We start from the raw sequence: 16,909 nt of genomic DNA, 5'->3' as shown, positions 1-16,909 counted from the left end.
GTCACCGGATGCGTTTCCCAAGTCATGTCGCCCACCCCATCACATCGGGGGCAGGGCGAGGTTCAGTGCCGCGACCGACGCGACGACCAGCACGAGTCAGGTGCACATGGCGACCAGGACGCGGTCGTCCCGGCGCGGCAGACGGGGCCCACTTTGCCCATTCATGGTCCACCGTGCCCTCTCCGAATTACTCAGCGCGGCGTGGCGCCTGGCGATCTGGGTCGTCAGGTCTGCCACTGTAAATCCCGTCGATCACATCGGCGTGGTTCCGGGCGACGACCGCTCTCCTGATCTTCATGCTCGGGGTCAATTCACCCGCTTCGATGCTCAGCTCCCGCGGGAGGATGCGGAACTGCTTGACCGTCTCCCATCTGTTCAAGACGGCGTTGACCGACTTGATCGCCCGCTCGACCGCTGCCTCGGCAGATTCCGTTGTGTGCGCATCTGGATCCAGAGTGACCAGCAGGCTGGCGAAGCGACGGCCCTCTGCGATCAGAACTGCGTGCGAAACGATCGGGCACGCCGCCTTGATCGCCGATTCGATCGCGGTCGGCGCGATGTACTTGCCGCCGCTGGTCTTGACGAGGTCCTTCTTGCGGTCCGTGATCCTGAGGAAACCACCGGCGTCCACTTCGCCGACATCGCCGGTGGCAAGCCACCCGTCGCCGTCGATCACACGCGCGGTCTCGTCCGGCAGGTTGTGGAAGCCGCGCATGACACCCGGGCCGCGCAGCAGGATCTCGCCGTCGTCGGCGATCCTGACCTCGGTGCCGGAAAGCGCACGGCCGACCGTGCCGATGTGGACATCGTCGGGGTGGTTGACGAACGAGGCTCCACTGGTCTCGGTGAGGCCGTAGCCCTCGAGGATCGGCAGACCCGCGGCGGCGAACCACTCGGCGATCTGCGGTGACAGCGCGGCGCTGCCCGAGACGAGATACTCCAGGTTGCCGCCGAGGCGCGCTCTGATCCTGGCGAAGACGAGTCGATCGGCAACGGCAAGCTGCACGTTCTGCCACGGTCGTACCGGCCTGCCCGCCTGCCGACGGCGAACCACGTCGACACCGACCGTGAAGGCCCAATCGAAAATCTTCGCCTTGGCGCCGCCCGCTGCCTGGGCGCTGGAAACGACGCGACTGTAGACCTTCTCGAAGATGCGCGGTGCAGCGGCCATGAAGCTCGGCCGGATCAGCGACAAAGTTGTCGAAGATGCGATCGACACGTCCGTCGATCGCTGTGGTGAAACCGATCTCGTACTGCGCGGCGAGCAGCAGCTTCCCGAAGACATGCGACAGCGGCAACCAGAGGAACTGCAGGTGGTCGGCGCGGATGACGCCCTCGGCCGCGACTGCGACGCCGAGGTGCAGCCAGCTGCCATGGGTCAGCTCCACACCCTTCGGCCGTCCGGTGGTGCCCGAGGTGTAGACGATGGTGGCGAGATGGTCGGGCTCGACCGCGGCCACGGCAGCGTCGACGGCCTCCGGGTGTTCTCGGAGATGGTGTCGGCCCAGTTCGGTGAGACGGTCCATGGACAGGACGTGCTCGCCGTCGGAGGGGCCATCGAAGAGGATGACGAGCCGCAGATCCCCGACGAAACCATCGGCCGTACGCATTTTCGCCAGCTGGGTCTCGTCCTCGGCGAAGCCGATGACGGCGCCGCTGTCGACCAGGATGTACGCGACGTCCTCGGGGTTGGTGCTGGGGTAGATCGTCGTGGTTGCGGCCCCGGCAACAGCGACGGCGAGGTCAGCAAGCACCCAGTCGAGTCGCGTGGTCGCGGCGATGGCAACTCGCTGCTCGGGCCGCACGCCCAGTGCGAGCAGTCCGGCGGCCAGCTCACGGGCCCGGCGCTCGCTCTCCGCCCACGTGACGGAGAGCCATCCGGTGGCAGTCGGGGCGCGGAAAGCCTCGCTCATGGCCGAGCGCCGGCTCCGGTCGAGGAATCTGGCGCCAACGGAACTGAACTGCGGGGCCATCAGAGGCCCCCCGGCCGGCCCTTGGTCACTGTGCAGTTCTTCACGCGCTGTCGACGATGACATCTGAATGATCCTTCCATCGGTTCTGATGCCATCATCATTCTGCAGAGGGGTGTTGTCAATGAAGGGCTCAGAACTGATATGGGCATCAGCAATGTGTTAGTCTCCGGCGATGATCGAGACTGCCAACCGACTGGACCGCCGCAAGGCGCGCACCAGGGCGGCGCTGATCGGTGCCGCGCGGCAACTCCTCGCGCATGACGGCGGGGCCGACTCGAGCATCCAGGAGATCACCGAGCTGGCGGACGTCGGCTTCGGCTCCTTCTACAACCACTTCGCCACGAAGGCCGCGCTCTTCGACACCGCCGTGGCCGAGACACTGGAAGAGCACGGGGCGCTGTTGGACCAGATCACCGCCGGTCTGGACGACCCGGCCGAGGTCTTCGCCTCAGGTGTCCGGCTCACCGTGCGGCTGCAACGGACCCATCCGCAGATCGCGCGGATCATCTCCAACACCGGCTCGAACTACCTGACCTCCGGGTCCGGACTCGCCCCGCGCGCCCTGCGGGACATCACCGCTGCGCACGCGGCCGGGCGCTTCGACATCGCCGACCCGGCGATCGCGCTCGCCTGTACCGGCGGCGCTCTCCTCGGGGTGCTCGACCTCGTCAAGCGCAAGCCGAAGCTTCAGATCGACCGAGTGGCGGACGAGCTGGCGATCAATCTGCTCCGTATGTTCGGGTTGACCGGCGACGAGGCTCGCGAGATCGCCTCCCGTCCGCTGCCGGTACCGAAACCGCGTCGTAGCTAGACCTTCTGGACCGGCGTGTCGGCCGGCGGACCGAGATCGACGGGGAAGTTCGCGTATCCGCGCAGGATGCGGGTTTCCCGCCGGCGAGCTCCGGTCTGGGCCCGCAGGTGCGGATGACGAGCGAACAGCGTGCGCAATCCGACCTCACCCTCCATACGGGCGAGTGCGGCTCCGAGACAGAAGTGTCGCCCCGCCGAGAAGGAGACATGCTCCTTCGCATTGTGACGGGTGACATCGAAACGGTCGGGGTCGCTGAACACTTCCGGATCACGATTCGCCGCGGCCAGCGCGGCGGTGACGACGGTCCCCCGGGGGATCTGGACTCCGGCGAGTTCGGTGTCGCTCTGCGCGGTGCGCCCGGTGAGCAGGACCGGTGGATCGAGGCGCAGCATCTCGTCAACGGCGTTCGGCCAGAGCTCCGGCGATGTATCCAGCACAGCCCGCTGATCAGGATGCTCCAACAGCAGGGCAGTCCCGTTGCCAAGCAGGTTGACGGTCGTCTCGAATCCGGCCGAGAGCACCAGTCCGGCAATGGATCTCAGCTCTGTCTCGGTCAGCCCCACGCCCTCGTCCTGTGCCGAGACGAGCTGGCTCAACAGGTCGTCCTGCGGGTCGGCGCGAAGACGGGCGAGATGTTGCCCCAACCAGACGTCGAAGTCGTGCAGCGATGATTCGACGCGGCGGAAGGTCGGCCAGGACAGACCGAGGTCAAGACTCGGCGCCGCGGCCTGCCCGAAGGCCAGCACACGATGGTGTTCGGCGGCGGGCACGCCGAGGATTTCACCGATGATGGTGAGGGGCAGCGCCGTGCAGTACGTGGGCACGAGGTCGACCTCGCGGCGACCGGCCAGTCCGTCGAGGAGCTCAGCGGCGATCACCTCGGCACGCTCCCGGAGCGCCGCGACGGCGCGCGCGCTGAACACCCTGGCGACGAGTTTGCGGTAGCGGGTGTGTTCGGGCGGTTCGGTGGCCAGCAACGAGGGCGGATCGAGCGGGCCGAGGGCGCGGGTGGCGCCGGACCAGGCCAGCAGCCGTCCGACCGGGCCACTGATCGATCTGCGATTGGACCGGGCGCGGAAGTCATGGCTGGACAGCACCTCCCGAGCGACCGGTAACGAGGTGGTGACGTAGGCGAACCGACCTCGGTAGAGGGGGCCCGCTGCTCGCATCCGCTCGAAGACCGGGAAGGGGTCTCCGTTGTGGCCGGCGGCGCCGACCATCTGGCCCTGCAGGTCCCCGCGATGCCCGGCGATGGCCATGATCGTTCTCGGCAACTGGTGCCCAAGGCCCCAGCGCACGGCCATCCTGGTCTCGTCCTTGATCGGATCCGTCAGTCGCCGGCGGTACTGGTCTGCATTCAAGTCAGTTCTCCTGCCTCATCCATTCACTGCATCAGTGTGCGCCGGTAGGTCAACGAGAGAGGTCGTGCCCGCGGGCCACCAGCTTCTCGACCAGCGTCCGCGGAGTCAGCCGGCGCAAGGTGAACATCATCGGGGCCCGGCTGCCGACCGCGTACAGCGGCTTGGGATGCTCGGACTCGACCGCGACGACGATGGTCTCGGCCACCTGACGGGGTGGGATACCACCGTGGCTACGTCGATCCAGCGCCGAGAGCACGGTCGTGAAATCAGCCGCGTAGGGCGAGCCATCGGCGATGGAGGTGGTGCGCCGCTCGGAGATCCCGGTGTTGATGGAGCCGGGTTCCACGGTGGTGAGCCAGACGCCGAAGGGTGACGTCTCGAAACGCGCGGCCTCCGAGAAGCCCTTGATCGCGGCTTTTGTCGCTACGTAGCAGGAGCGGTACGCCAGTGGGAAGCTGGCCAGCATCGACCCGATCATCACCACCCGGCCGTAGCGCCGGACGCGCATGCCGGGGAGGACGAGCTGGGTCAGCCGTAACGGTCCGAACACGTTGAGCTGGAACAGATCCTCGACGGTCGCGGTCGGAAGATCCTCGAGGGGACCGCACTGGCTCTCTCCCGCATTGTTGATCAGGATGTCGATCTCGCCGACCAGCGACGGCAGGGCCTCGATCGAGGCCGGCACACGCAGGTCGAGCGGAATGTACTCGACGCCGTCGACACGGTTCTCTTCCGCAATGGCGGCCGGATCGCGACTGGTTCCGACGACGGTATATCCGCGGGCGACGAAGGCCTCGGCGGTGGCTCGGCCGATCCCCGACGAGGCACCGGTGACCAGGACGGTGCGGGCGGTGTAGGTCGTGTTCAACGGTGTGCCTCCTCGCGACGGCTGAGCTGCCCGGATTCTTTCGAGCCCTCACCGCCGGCACCGGTCGAGAACGCTGCCACGAGCTCGAGCAGCCGTGTCACCGCAGAGCGCCCGTGCCCGACGCTGGCTACCGCGCCGTCCGGCCTCACCAGAACCGCTGCACCCCGGTTTTTCTCGATCAGATGATGAACACCGAGGCCGAGCATGACGTGCCTCTGTGCCGGCGTCGGCAGGCAGTTCGACACGATGGTGAACCCGCGTGGAACCGTAGCGACGGACAGCACGCCGGGGAAAACACGGCCTGGTCGGCGTTGGCCGAGCCGTCCGGTCACCGGCGTACCTGTGACCAGAGCACTACGGCCCAGCGCCGGCGAGGCGCTGTTGAGGACGGCCCGCGACAGTCCGGGAATCCGGCACATCAAGGCCAGTACGCCTTTTCGCACCACAGCGGCCCGGCCCTGTCCCCCGGTCAGTGCCCATCCGATGGCGACCGCCGCCCGCACCGTCCGGGTGGCGTGCGGAAGGCGTTCGGGTTCGTAGGTGTCGAGGACCTTCTCGGCGAGTTCGCCGCGCACCACGCCGGCCAATTTCCAGGCAAGGTTGTGTGCGTCACGAAGCCCGGCGCCCAGACCCTGCCCGATGAACGGCGGCGTCTGATGGGCGGCATCGCCGAGCAGGAAGACCCGGCCGCTACGCCAGCGGTCGGCAACCTGCGCCCGGAACGTGTACGTGGCGCGGCGGACGATCTCGACGTCGGCGGGCAGAACAGGACCGAACCACGGCTCGAGCAGCTGCGCCAGCATGTCGGGGGTGGTCAGGTCGGCGGCGTTCTCGTCGTCGTCGAGTCGGAACTCCCACCGGTATCGCGTGCCGGTGACGTGCATGAAGGTCGCCGGACGGTGCGGGTCGCAGATCTGGTGCACCCCTCCCCACACCAGCAGCGGTGCCGAGGTCCGCACGTCGATGACGAGCCACCGCTCGCAGAACCGTAGATCGCTCATCGACGCGCCGATGAACTGGCGGACCACACTGTTCGCACCGTCGCAGCCCAGCACGGCATCGGCGAGAACGGTGTGCAGGCCGGACGTGTCGGCATAACGAATCAGCGCGCCGGCGTTTCGCTGCTCGATGGCAGTCACCCTGGCCCCCCGTCGGAGGACTACACCCGGGTGGGCGGAAAGGTTCTCCAGCAACAGTTTTTCGAGATCGGGTTGATCGAACATGCTGGCCTGCGGGCATCCGAGTGATCCGTTGACCCCCTCCCGACGGAACTCGGCCATCGTGCGGTGCCGGGCATCCACCAGCCGCATACCCGGCATCGGCCGACTGATGGCGTCGAACCGGGCATCCAGCCCGATCTCCCGCAGGATGCAGTAGACCTCGTCGTCCAGATGAACGGCACGAGGCAACGAATACGCGGCGGAGTACTGCTCCAGCACCAGGCTGTCGATGCCACGCTGGGCCAGCAGAGTTGCGGCTACGACGCCGACCGGTCCGGCACCGACGATCACGACCGCGGCACGTTCCTCGATCGACCGATGGCTGTTCTCGGCAGTCATGCGCCGCGGACCGTCGTCCGCTGGCGGCCGAGATCGATTGCCCCGTCAGGGGTTGCCACCGAGAGTTCCACGACGTCGCCGTCGCGCAAATACTTTCGATTGCCGGCCTGGCGCTTGAAGAAGGTCTTCCACTTCACATGCGGCGGCAGCAGGTTGCCGATCAACTCGATCGGCTTCGGCGGTGCGCTGAGCGCAGTCCCGCCCGGGGTGCCGGTCAGCAACACGTCCCCGGGTGAGAGCCGCTGGAACCCGGTGAGCACCTCGAGAGCCTGTACCGGCCTGACGATCATGTCGGCCACCGTGTTGTCCTGCCGGATGTCGCCGTTGACCCAGGTCTGCAACCGCAGGTCGCCGAAACGGGCGAGCTCGGCTGCGTCCAGCAGCACCAGCCGCGGACCGATGGGAGTGAAGGTCGGGTACGACTTCGACTCGTAGAACTGGGTTTTGGGCAGTTGCAGGTCCCGCGCGCTGACGTCATTGGTGATGACGATGCCGGCGACGTAGTGGGCGAGATCGGCGGCCGTGATGACGGTGCCCACCGGTACCTCGGCTCCGAACACCAGACCGATCTCCACCTCGTAGTCGAGCAGGCGAACGTGCTTCGGGGTGCGGATGTCGTCGAACGGGCCGCTGATCGAGCCGGACGTCTTGCGGAAGAAGGTGGTCGGTACCCGGTCGGGATCGAGGTGGGAGTCCAGTGCGTGGGAGCGGTAGTTCACCATCTGTGCGACGACCCGGCACGGCGCGGTGATCGGTGACAGCAGCTCGAGATCGCGCACCGCCGTGACCTCACCCACGGTCGTCGCGATCGTCGGCCGGTCGGCGAGCAGTTCGCCGGTCGTGGTGGCAGTCGTATCGATACGAGTTGCGCCGTCGGCAGTCTCGACCCACCAGGCGTTGGCGGTCCGTAGGATGCTGATGCTCATGAGGTGGCTACTTTCAGCAGGCCGACGAGTCTGCGGACGTCGAATTCGTTGTTGCCGTCCCGCAGTGCGCGGACGAGTTCGCGGACCAGTCGTGGGGAGGGGGTGGCGTCCAGGAAATCTCGGGTGACGGGCGGACCCCATTGCGACAGCCCGCTGGCGGTCATCGGTGCCCAGCCGGCCTCGACGGAGGAGTCGAACAGGTCGCCGTCGGTGAAGTGCTCGACCATGAATTTGTCGGGATCGCGCCAGTAGTCGAAGATCTGGCTGCCCTGGATGTGTCGTCCGATGCCCCAGGCGTGGCGGTAGCCCTGCTCCGCGAGGTGTCGGCCGCCGGCTGCGACGGCGTCGAGATCGGCGACCTGGTAGGCGGAGTGGATGTACCGGCAGCTGGGTCCGAGGTGCATGGCAAGGGTGTGGTGATCGGCCGGCATCCCGCCGCGGTCACACCGGATGAAAGCCATCGTGGGTCCGCGCCCGCGCTGCCCGGGGAAGAACAGGAAGTCGCTGACGATCAGTCCGAGATGGTGCTGGTACCAGTCCAGCGAACGCTGGAAGGAAGTCGTTTCCAACACCACGTGACCCAGGCGCTGCACCTGGGCCGGCGCGACGGGTGGTCGCTGCACCGCGTTCGTCCGGAGGGCCGAGCCGCCGACATTGACGGTCAACGGTGCGACGAGCGGTTGGGCCGAGAGTTCGTCGATTCCAGCGACGACCCGGAGCAAGGACCCGGATGGGTCGTGCAGATCGAGGACCGCACCGCCGCCCGGACCGTCCAGGGGTCTGGGTATCGAGTCGGTTGCCCGCGCGAGCCGGTCGAGATCCGCGCGATCGGCCGCGCGGAATACCGGGGCGACGAAGCGCGAATCCCGACCGCGGCGGATCACCAGGCACTGACTGCCCGCAAGCGCTCCGCGCAGCGACACCGAATCGGGAGTGCGCGTGACCGTCGTGAAACCGAAGTCGTGCGCAAATTTCTCGGCCCGGTCGAGGTCCGGCTTCTGGAACTCCAACCAGGCGAGGTCCTCGGCCTTGATCACCGGATTTCGGGCGCGGTCCGGCCGTTCGCCCCGCACCGACCCCTGCTCGCTGTGCAGATCGCGATGGATGTTCCTCGAATCGGCCTCGGCCGTAGGAGTGGTCATCATTGATCCTCTCGTCGTTTCTGACGCCATCATCAGCCCGGCCACGGAAATTGTCATTGGGAATCAGATCTGATGGAAGCATCAACTCCGGGGACAACGGGTCGGTACGGCGATCTCGACGAGTACCGGGAACGAGGGCGACACCCGGAAGGGCCCGAACCCGGGAAGCCCTTGGCTCAGAGCTCGGGATGGAGCCTGCTGAACACGGAGTGATCGTTGGCACTGGTCGTCGGCACCGGCGAGACGACGTCCCAGTGCTCGACCGCTCGACCGTCGACGATCCGGTAGACGTCTGCCACCGCGCTCCCGACCAGATCACTGTCGAGATCGCCGGAGGTCGCCACGCTCTGGTTGACCGTCAGCACCAGATCCCCGGCGGCGACCGAGAAACGATTCTGCGATACCGACGGCGGGAGCGTGCCCAGGAAACCCTTGAGGCCACCGACTCCGTTGGGCACGTTCGGGTTGTGCTGCAGATAGCCGTTGCCCGGCGCCCAGTAGCGGTCGAGCACGGTGAGGTCGCGGGCACTGAACACCGCGGCCCAGGCCTTCAGGATGAGTTGCCGGTTGGCATCGGCCCGCGTCCGGGTCACCACCGGCGGCGTTCCCGGGTAGGCGTAGACGTTGCTGAACATCGAGTTGCCGCTCCGCGTCGTGGCCGGCACCGCCTGGGTGTAGGTCCAGTGCTCGACGATCCTGCCGGCACGGAGGCTGAACAGCTCGATCACCGCCGTCCCGGTCATCTCGTCCGCCGGAGTGGTCGAGCGGTGGCTGTGCACGGCGACCATCGACCCCTGCGCGATGATGCGTTTGATCGACGTGATCGAGCGGGGTCGCTGGGCCTGGGTCTGCCTGACCCATGCGAGGAGCCCCGAGCGTCCGGCTGCGATCGCGGGGTCGTGCTCGATGTAGCCATGATCGAAGAACTCAGCGAAGCGCTCGGTGCGCCCGCCGCCGTAGAACTCCGCGAAGGCACGCCTCACCACGGCGGTGTTGCGGGCTTCGGTGTTGCGGGCGTGGGTATCGCGGGCCTCGGCATTCGGGATCGTCTGGTCGTCGGGACCACTCGGCCCGGCGGAGGCGGCCGACGCATCCGTCGCGATCGACAAGGCCGGGACTGCGACGACGCCGACGGCGGCCAGCCTGAGCAGGCGGCGACGGGAGACGAACGGGAGGGCGGTCATCGAGGGACCCTTTCGTAGACGAAGAGTTGAACGTTCAACTCCTCGCCAACCTACCAAGCCGAGGTTGAACACTCAACCCCGCTGATGCTCCGCGATGTGCTCGCTGATGATCTCGGCCAGAATGCGGAGCTGATCTGCCTGAGCGGTGGTCAGCCCACCGAAGACGAGTTCCCGCACCGCCCGGTCGTGCCCGATGGCGGCGGTGGCCTGCACACCCGCGCCCGTGTCGGTCAGACGCGCGTACGTGCTGGGTCGGGCCGTGCCCGCGTCCTCGCGCACGACCCAACCCGACTCCTCCATGCGCGCCACCGCATGTGAGAGCCGGCTCTGCGAAAAGTTGCACCGCCGGGCAAGTTCGGACAGCAGGAGCCGCCGGTCCGGCTGCCCGGCAAGCTGGGCCAGCACGGCGTAGTAGCCCTGCGGCATCCGCGAATCGTGGGCCAACTGACGGTCCAGCCCGGTCATCAGCCGGATGTGCATCCGCCGGTACGCCAACCACGTCGCAGCCTGGTCCTGCGTCAGCCCCTCGTCCATCCTTCAATGCTAGGCGCGGGTTGAACACTCAACCGCCAGTCGATGACATACGACGAATGTCGCGTTCGCGGCCACCGTTTCCCCTCGGCGCACAGCCGTCGAATGCACCGTGCCCTAGACACTTTCACTCCCCTACCGTCAGCTGGACACCCGGATCGACACTGGCCCCCCGCCGTGGTCGCGCCGTCACCGAGGACGACGAACAGGACAATTGATGTCTCAACGCAGAGATCGCTCCACATGGGTTCGCGCGGGCATGCTTTCCACCGCCGCGGTGCTGGCCGCCGCCGTGATCGCAGGTTGCAGCTCGACCAGCAGCACAGCCGGTTCCTCCCCCGGGACGACCACTTCGGCCGGCGCCGGAAGTACGTCACCCGCCGGCTCAGCCGTGTCGGCCGCCGACCTCACCACGTTGAAGCAGGCACTCGCCGACGCCGCCGAGCAACCGACCTTCACCGCTCAGGGGCCCGCCTTCTCCGTCGCCGGCCTCGCCGGGAAGAAGATCCTCTCCATGCCCGTCAGCAGCCAGGTGAAGACCTGCGACACGAACTCCCGTCAGATCGTCGACATCGCGAAGAGCGTCGGCATGACGGGCAGCACCTACTTCCAGAACAACGGCGGCCCGCAGGCGTGGGTGCAGGGCATGAATCTTGCGATCAGCCAGCACTACGACGGCATCGCGCTGGTCTGCGGCATCGATCCAGCGGCCCTGGCTCCCCAGATGGCAGCGGCCAAGGCCGCCGGAATCAAGGTCGTCGACCTCCACCTCGCCGACGTGTCCGAGCCGGCCTCGACGCTGATCGCCGGACAGACCGACGGTCAGTTCGACCAGGCGATGCGGATGGGCGTCGCCTCGGCACTGACCCGCGCGAACGGTGGTGCCATCGACTCACTGGTGATCACCTCGAACGAGAACCCGCCGTCCATCGGGATGGGCAACACCGTGACGCAGGAGTTCAAGAAGTATTGCGCCACCTGCAAGGTCGACTCCATCAACGTCTCGATCCCGGACTGGTCGACGAAGTTGACCAGCGCGGTGCAGTCGGCGCTGGTGCGGAACCCGAACGTCAAGGCGGTGTTCACCGTGTACGACGCCCAGACGCCGTTCGTGCTGCCCGCACTGAAGGCTTCCGCCCACGGCGCGATGATGTACGGCTTCGGCATGACGCCCGACGTCGTCCCGCTGATGGCCGACCCGTCGAATCTGATCGGGACCGACATGGGTCCGGATGCCTCGTGGATGGCCTACAGCGGGGCCGACCAGCTGTTCCGGGTGATGTCCGGGCAACCCGCCATCGCGGCGCCGAAGGCCTTCGCCCCGTACCGCCTCTTCACGCCGGCCAACGTCGCGGAATTCTCGGCGGCAGGCAAGGGCTTCGGTGACAGCTACGTCAAGGGCTACCGCAGCCTGTGGCAGAACGCCCCCGCCGGCTGACATGTCCAGCACAACGGCGCTGGAGCTGCGGCACATCTCGAAGGTTTTCGGGGCCACGCGTGCTCTGTCCGACGTCGATCTGACGGTCGAACAGGGTGAGGTGCTCGCGCTCCTCGGCGAGAATGGATGCGGGAAGTCGACCCTGGTCAAGGTTCTCGCCGGCGTCAACGTCCCGGAACCAGGAGGCCTGCTCGCGGTGGACGGCCGGGAGGTCACGCTGCCGATGGCCCTCGGGGCATCCAGCGGTCTGGGTCTCAGCTTCGTCCACCAGGACCTCGGTCTCGCAAAACCGCTGACGGTGGTGGAGAACCTGCTCGGAAGCTCGCTGACGACCGGCGGCCCATCCCGTCGGCAGATCAACTGGCGGCGCGAGATCCGTTCAGCAGCAGAGATGCTCGGCTCCTACGGGGTGAACATCGACCCCCGGTTGGTGGTGGACGACCTGCCACCGGTCGACCAGGCCCTGGTGGCGATCGCCCGCGCGGCCGACCAACTCGAGCAGTACCGCGCCCGGACCGGTGCCGCGTCATCGGTTCTCGTCCTGGATGAACCGACGGTGTTCCTGCCGGAGCACGAGGTCGAGTTCCTGTTCGATCTGATCCGGCGGGTGGTGGCCTCCGGCTCGAGCGTCGTCTTCATCTCCCACGATCTCGCAGCCGTACGGGAGATCGCGGACCGCGTGACCATCCTGCGAGACGGCAGGGTGGCGGCCACGGCGGCGATGAGCGACGTCAGTGACGACGAGATCGTCGAACTCATCGTCGGTTCGGCTGCAGCCGCCGCTGCGGCCGGTGGACCCGTGGGTGCGGCCCAGCGACTGCGGCAGTTCGACTCCGGCGCCCCTGCCGCGGTCGCCGTCACTGGACTGAACGGTGGTCGGATACACGATCTGGACCTGACGGTGGCCCCTGGGGAGGTCGTCGGCCTGGCGGGCCTGATGGGCTCCGGCGTCGAGGACGTGCCATACCTGCTGTTCGGTGCCAGACCGGCCGGCGGAACGCTGGCGCTGCACGGCGCTGCGGTCGACCTCTCCCGTCACAGCCCGGCGGTGGCGGTCCAGATGGGGATGGCCCTCATCCCGGCCGACCGGCGACGTGACGCGATCGCCCCGGCCGTGTCGGTCGCGGAGAACATGATGCTCCTGGTGGCGCAACGGTTCTCCAGGGCTGGTCGGCTGCGCCTCGGTGAGCTGCGGGCCGCCGCCGACGAACGCGCCGAACGCCTCGACGTGCGCCCACGCCGGACCTCGCTTCCGATCGGCACCCTGAGCGGCGGCAACGCGCAGAAGGTGGTGCTGGCCAAGTGGTTGGAGATCGAGCCGCGTCTGCTCGTGCTGCACGAGCCGACGCAGGGCGTCGACGTCGCTGCGCGCGCCGAGATCTATCGGGTCATCGAACGGGCGACGACGACGGGCATGTCCGTCATCTGGGTATCGAGCGACTTCGACGAACTGGCCACCGTGTGCCATCGGGTGGTCGTGGTCAGCGACGGCCGTCAGGCCGGCCAGGTCGAAGGTGCCGACATGAGTCCCGAGGCCATCTCGACCGCCGTCTACGCCGCCGCGCGAGCGACCACCGAAACGTCCCTCTCGACCACAGAAAAGGTGCACCAGTGACGTCCGCCCCCATCACCGACCCGAAAACGCCGACGCCACAGCGACAGTCGCCACGCACCTCCCCGGCGGGCGGCCGGTCGATCGGACAGTGGGCCGAACGCTCGGCACTCCCGCTGGCCTGGCTCCTGCTGGTCGTGGTCTTCTCCATTCTTTCTCCTGACCGGTTCCTCACCAGCGGCAACGTCACGAGCATCCTGGGCTCCCAGTCGATCCTGTTCATGCTGGCCCTCGCCGCGCTCGTCCCGTCGATGGCGGGCGACATCGATCTGTCGCTCGGCGCAACGGGTGCGCTGGCCGCCGTGGTGATCGCGGTGCTCAACGTGCAGCACGGCGTGCCGGTCGGGGTGGCGTGCCTCATCGCGGTCGTGGTCGGCGCCGCCTGTGGTGGAGTCAACGCACTGTTCGTGGTGATGTTCAAGACCGAGCCGTTCATCGTCACGCTCGGCACGGGCACGTTCTTCACCGGCCTGGTGTTCTGGCTGGCGAACTCGACGACCATCGTCGGTGTGTCCGGAGACCTGGCGAACTGGACCTTCCTGCGGCAGGTCGGGAAGGTCCCGGTGCAGTTCTACTACTGCGTGCTGATCATGCTGATCATCTGGTACGTCGCACGCTTCACCCCGGTCGGGATGCGTGTGCTGTTCGTCGGGCAGTCGCGGGATGTCGCGGTTCTGAGCGGAATCAAGGTCACCCGGGTGCGGATGGGTGCGTTCGTCCTGGCCGGCACCATCGCCGCTCTGGCCGGTGTCCTCTACGTCGGAACCACCGGCTCTGCCGGCCCGTCCTCGGTCGACACCTTCCTGCTGCCCGCCTACGCCGCGGTGTTCCTCGGTGCGACATCGATCCAGCCCGGGCGGTTCAACGCGCTCGGCACCGGGATCGCAGTCCTGTTCCTGGCCACCGGTGTGGCCGGGTTACAACTCCTCGGGGCCCAGGATTTCGCCCAGCAACTCTTCTACGGCGCGGCTCTCGTGGTTGCCGTCACGCTGTCCCGGCTCGTCCGCCGCCCCTCGACCCGGTAGATCGATCGGGCCGGCTCGATGCTGACGGTCCCCCCCGTTCGACGTTCGAGTGGCGCGATCGCTGGCGTGGATCGACGAGAACTACTTGTACGTGAGCGGTTCCGGAGCCCCGACGTAAGGCATCTGACGTAGTTCCAGCGGCCGAATCATCCTGCTTCGGTGGCGCGGTCCGCGTGAGGCAGGAGTCGCACGTAGGGTGGAAAATCGTGCACACCGACGTCACCACCGCTCCGGCCTGGCCGCCGGCCACCACCGCCGACGTGGTGTTGCGCGCACTCGTGGATGTGTCCGCCGATGGTCTGGCCGTGCTCGACACCGACGGTCGTTTCGTCGGGTTGAACGCCAACGCCGCCGCCATCCTGGGGCTTCCGGACGCCGATCTGGTCGGACGAACGGCGCCGTTCGCGATCGACCCGCTGTCCGAGGATGCCGTCGGTGGTTTGCACACGACGGCCTGGACCACGCAGGACCGGCGTCGGCGTGACCTCGAGTACCGGCTCGAGCAGATTCCCGGATCGTCCGGCCAGGTGGTGTGGTTTCGGGACGTGACCGATGCACTACGGCAGCAGGAACGTCTCACCGCCATCGTGCGGGTGTCCTCGAGCGTGGCCGACGCCGGCTCGTTGCACGCGACGTTGGATGCCGTTGCGCACGAGATCTACATGACCGCGAACATCGCCGCCGTGCAGATCCATCTGGCCATGGACGACCCGACGGACGAGGTAAGGATCCTGGGCATGGCCGGCTTCGGAGATGCTGCCGGCTTCACCGAACGGCTGAGTGCCTGCCGCAGACTGGGTGCGGACATTCGTTTCCTGGAAGCCATCGAGCGGGTCGAGGCGGTTGTGATTCCCCACCGGAAGGCAACGGTCATGGCCGACCCGGACTGGGCGCCCTTGCACGCCATCATGGATCAGCCGAACTGGGACGGCTTCGTTGCCATGCCCCTGATAGTCCGGGGTCGGGCACTGGGGGTCATCAACGCGTACTACGTGCCCGGTGAGGATCCCGGCCCGCAATCCCTCGACTTCCTGCGCGCGATGGCCGAATACGCGGCGGTCGCCATCGACACCGCACAACTCCTGGCCCAGACGCGATCCCAGGTGCGGCTCGACGAGCGACGGCGGCTGTCGAGGGATCTTCACGATTCCGTGGTGCAGCAACTTTTCTCGATGCGCCTGCAGACCACGGCCCTGCGCTCCGCGGCAGCGAGCCAGAACCTCGATACGGCGTCGGTCTGCGGTGCGGCCGAGGAGCTCGCCGAACTGGCCCAGAATGCGCTGGCCGACGTCCGACGGCTCATGTTCGAGTTGCGTCCCCTTGACCTCACCGAGCGGGACCTGTTCGATGCGGTGCGGGCGCATGCCGCCAGCCTCCGGGCCAGAACCGGGCTGATCGTCGACGTACGAGCCCCCTGCGACGTCGAATCCGATCTTCCCGTCGACCTCCAGGAGGACCTGTACCGCATCGTCCAGGAGGCACTGCAGAACGTCGTCAAACATGCCAGGGCCAACCACGTGAGCATCGACATCACCGACGGTGACGGCTTTGTCGTCGAGGTCTCCGACGACGGGTGTTCCCCACACCCGGATCTCGGGACGACTGCCTCTGCGCCGGCGACCACACTCGGGCTGATGTCCATGCGCGAACGCACCGAGAGATGGGGCGGACGGCTTGTTGTCGGGCCGCGTCCCGACGGCGGCTGGTCCGTGCGGGTCGTGCTGCCCAGGGTCGGCAGGTCGGTCGCCGACGCCGACCACCGGGAGCGCTCGGGACACCTTCGAGGTGAGCGATGACCGAGAGCCCGCCCGAGGTCATCCGGGTAGCCGTGGTCGACGACCATGCGTTCGTCCGGCGCGGCGTCCGCGCCTACCTGGACACCGTGCCATCCGTGGAGGTCATCGGCGAGGCCAACGACGGGGAACAGATCCTGGCGCTCTTGGAACAGTGGCGAACAACCGGACAGCCTGTCCCGCACGTCATTCTGATGGACCTCCAGATGCCGGGCATGGGCGGCGTCGAAGCCACCGAAGCAATCGCACAGGCCCACCCGGACATCCGTGTCGTCGTCCTGACGAGCTTCGGTGAAGTCGAGCGGGTGCACGCCGCGCTGGCCGCCGGAGCCGCCGGGTACCTCCTCAAGGATGCAGACCCACACGACGTCGGCACCGCCATCCGGGACGCTGCGGCCGGCCGGGTGCACCTGGACTCGACCGTCGCCCGGCAACTGGCCCGCCGGATGTCCGCACCCAAACTCGGCCTGTCCGGCCTCACGACGCGCGAGCGGGAAATCCTCGTTCTGGTCGCACAAGGGTTGTCCAACAACGACATCGCGGCCCGCCTGGTGATCAGCGACCGCACCGCACGTACCCACGTGAGCAACGTGCTCGGCAAGCTCCAGCTGTCCTCCCGCACCCAGGCCGCGCTGCTCGCCATCCGGGAGGGTCTGATCACACCGCCACCGTCCTGATCCAGACGG

14 protein-coding genes and 1 pseudogene are annotated in these 16,909 nt (G+C 67.4%); 6 read left to right on the top strand and 9 right to left on the bottom strand.

Annotation, left to right across the window (positions count from 1 at the left end):
- Positions 1–187: 187 nt before the first annotated feature.
- Complete coding sequence (locus tag ABIB25_RS00690; protein WP_354526477.1) at positions 188–1,171, bottom strand: AMP-dependent synthetase/ligase; 984 nt, start codon at positions 1,169–1,171, stop codon at positions 188–190.
- A 115-nt stretch (positions 1,172–1,286) separates the two neighbouring features.
- Positions 1,287–1,913: pseudogene (locus ABIB25_RS00685) on the bottom strand (AMP-binding protein); the annotation flags it as partial.
- 232 nt (positions 1,914–2,145) lie between these two features.
- Here ABIB25_RS00685 and ABIB25_RS00680 point away from each other — a divergent pair.
- On the top strand, positions 2,146–2,784 hold the full coding sequence (locus ABIB25_RS00680; protein ID WP_354526476.1) for a TetR/AcrR family transcriptional regulator: 639 nt from the start codon (positions 2,146–2,148) through the stop codon (positions 2,782–2,784).
- On the opposite strand, the gene ABIB25_RS00675 is transcribed toward ABIB25_RS00680, so the two are convergent.
- From ABIB25_RS00675 to ABIB25_RS00645, 7 genes are all read right to left on the bottom strand, one after another.
- Positions 2,781–4,145 carry a cytochrome P450 gene (locus ABIB25_RS00675; protein ID WP_354526475.1) on the bottom strand — a complete coding sequence of 455 codons (1,365 nt, stop codon included), beginning with the start codon at positions 4,143–4,145 and terminating at the stop codon, positions 2,781–2,783. The two genes, ABIB25_RS00680 and ABIB25_RS00675, sit on opposite strands and share 4 nt — an antisense overlap.
- 49 nt (positions 4,146–4,194) lie before the next feature.
- Positions 4,195–5,013 carry an SDR family oxidoreductase gene (locus tag ABIB25_RS00670; protein WP_354526474.1) on the bottom strand — a complete coding sequence of 273 codons (819 nt, stop codon included), beginning with the start codon at positions 5,011–5,013 and terminating at the stop codon, positions 4,195–4,197.
- Positions 5,010–6,572, bottom strand: a complete 1,563-nt coding sequence (locus ABIB25_RS00665; protein ID WP_354526473.1) for a bifunctional 3-(3-hydroxy-phenyl)propionate/3-hydroxycinnamic acid hydroxylase — start codon at positions 6,570–6,572, stop codon at positions 5,010–5,012. Before ABIB25_RS00665 ends, ABIB25_RS00670 begins: the two co-directional genes overlap by 4 nt.
- Complete coding sequence (locus ABIB25_RS00660) at positions 6,569–7,498, bottom strand: fumarylacetoacetate hydrolase family protein (RefSeq protein ID WP_354526471.1); 930 nt, start codon at positions 7,496–7,498, stop codon at positions 6,569–6,571. Before ABIB25_RS00660 ends, ABIB25_RS00665 begins: the two co-directional genes overlap by 4 nt.
- On the bottom strand, positions 7,495–8,643 hold the full coding sequence (locus tag ABIB25_RS00655) for a VOC family protein (RefSeq protein ID WP_502919714.1): 1,149 nt from the start codon (positions 8,641–8,643) through the stop codon (positions 7,495–7,497). Before ABIB25_RS00655 ends, ABIB25_RS00660 begins: the two co-directional genes overlap by 4 nt.
- A 173-nt stretch (positions 8,644–8,816) precedes the next feature.
- Positions 8,817–9,824, bottom strand: a complete 1,008-nt coding sequence (locus tag ABIB25_RS00650) for a nuclear transport factor 2 family protein (RefSeq protein ID WP_354526469.1) — start codon at positions 9,822–9,824, stop codon at positions 8,817–8,819.
- A 72-nt stretch (positions 9,825–9,896) separates the two neighbouring features.
- On the bottom strand, positions 9,897–10,358 hold the full coding sequence (locus ABIB25_RS00645; RefSeq protein WP_354526468.1) for a MarR family winged helix-turn-helix transcriptional regulator: 462 nt from the start codon (positions 10,356–10,358) through the stop codon (positions 9,897–9,899).
- A gap of 256 nt (positions 10,359–10,614) precedes the next feature.
- Between ABIB25_RS00645 and ABIB25_RS00640 the strand changes: the two genes are divergently transcribed.
- The 5 genes from ABIB25_RS00640 to ABIB25_RS00620 all read left to right on the top strand — a co-directional run bounded on the left by ABIB25_RS00640 (position 10,615) and on the right by ABIB25_RS00620 (position 16,900).
- Entirely contained in the window at positions 10,615–11,793 is a 1,179-nt protein-coding gene (locus tag ABIB25_RS00640) for a sugar ABC transporter substrate-binding protein (protein WP_354526467.1), read from the top strand.
- A gap of 1 nt (position 11,794) precedes the next feature.
- A complete protein-coding gene (locus ABIB25_RS00635) occupies positions 11,795–13,408 on the top strand; it encodes a sugar ABC transporter ATP-binding protein (protein ID WP_354526466.1) in 1,614 nt (537 codons plus the stop codon).
- Positions 13,405–14,430 carry an ABC transporter permease gene (locus tag ABIB25_RS00630; RefSeq protein ID WP_354526465.1) on the top strand — a complete coding sequence of 342 codons (1,026 nt, stop codon included), beginning with the start codon at positions 13,405–13,407 and terminating at the stop codon, positions 14,428–14,430. Before ABIB25_RS00635 ends, ABIB25_RS00630 begins: the two co-directional genes overlap by 4 nt.
- A 206-nt stretch (positions 14,431–14,636) precedes the next feature.
- Positions 14,637–16,226: a PAS domain-containing sensor histidine kinase gene (locus ABIB25_RS00625; RefSeq protein WP_354526464.1), complete on the top strand. Its 1,590-nt coding sequence runs from the start codon at positions 14,637–14,639 to the stop codon at positions 16,224–16,226.
- A complete protein-coding gene (locus tag ABIB25_RS00620; RefSeq protein ID WP_354526463.1) occupies positions 16,223–16,900 on the top strand; it encodes a response regulator in 678 nt (225 codons plus the stop codon). The genes ABIB25_RS00625 and ABIB25_RS00620 overlap by 4 nt, the downstream gene beginning before the upstream one ends.
- Positions 16,901–16,909 lie beyond the last annotated feature (9 nt).

The sequence above is a fragment of the Nakamurella sp. UYEF19 genome (genome assembly GCF_040546275.1).
Taxonomy (GTDB): Bacteria; Actinomycetota; Actinomycetes; order Mycobacteriales; family Nakamurellaceae; genus Nakamurella.
This window is presented reverse-complemented; position numbering and strand designations above follow the sequence as displayed.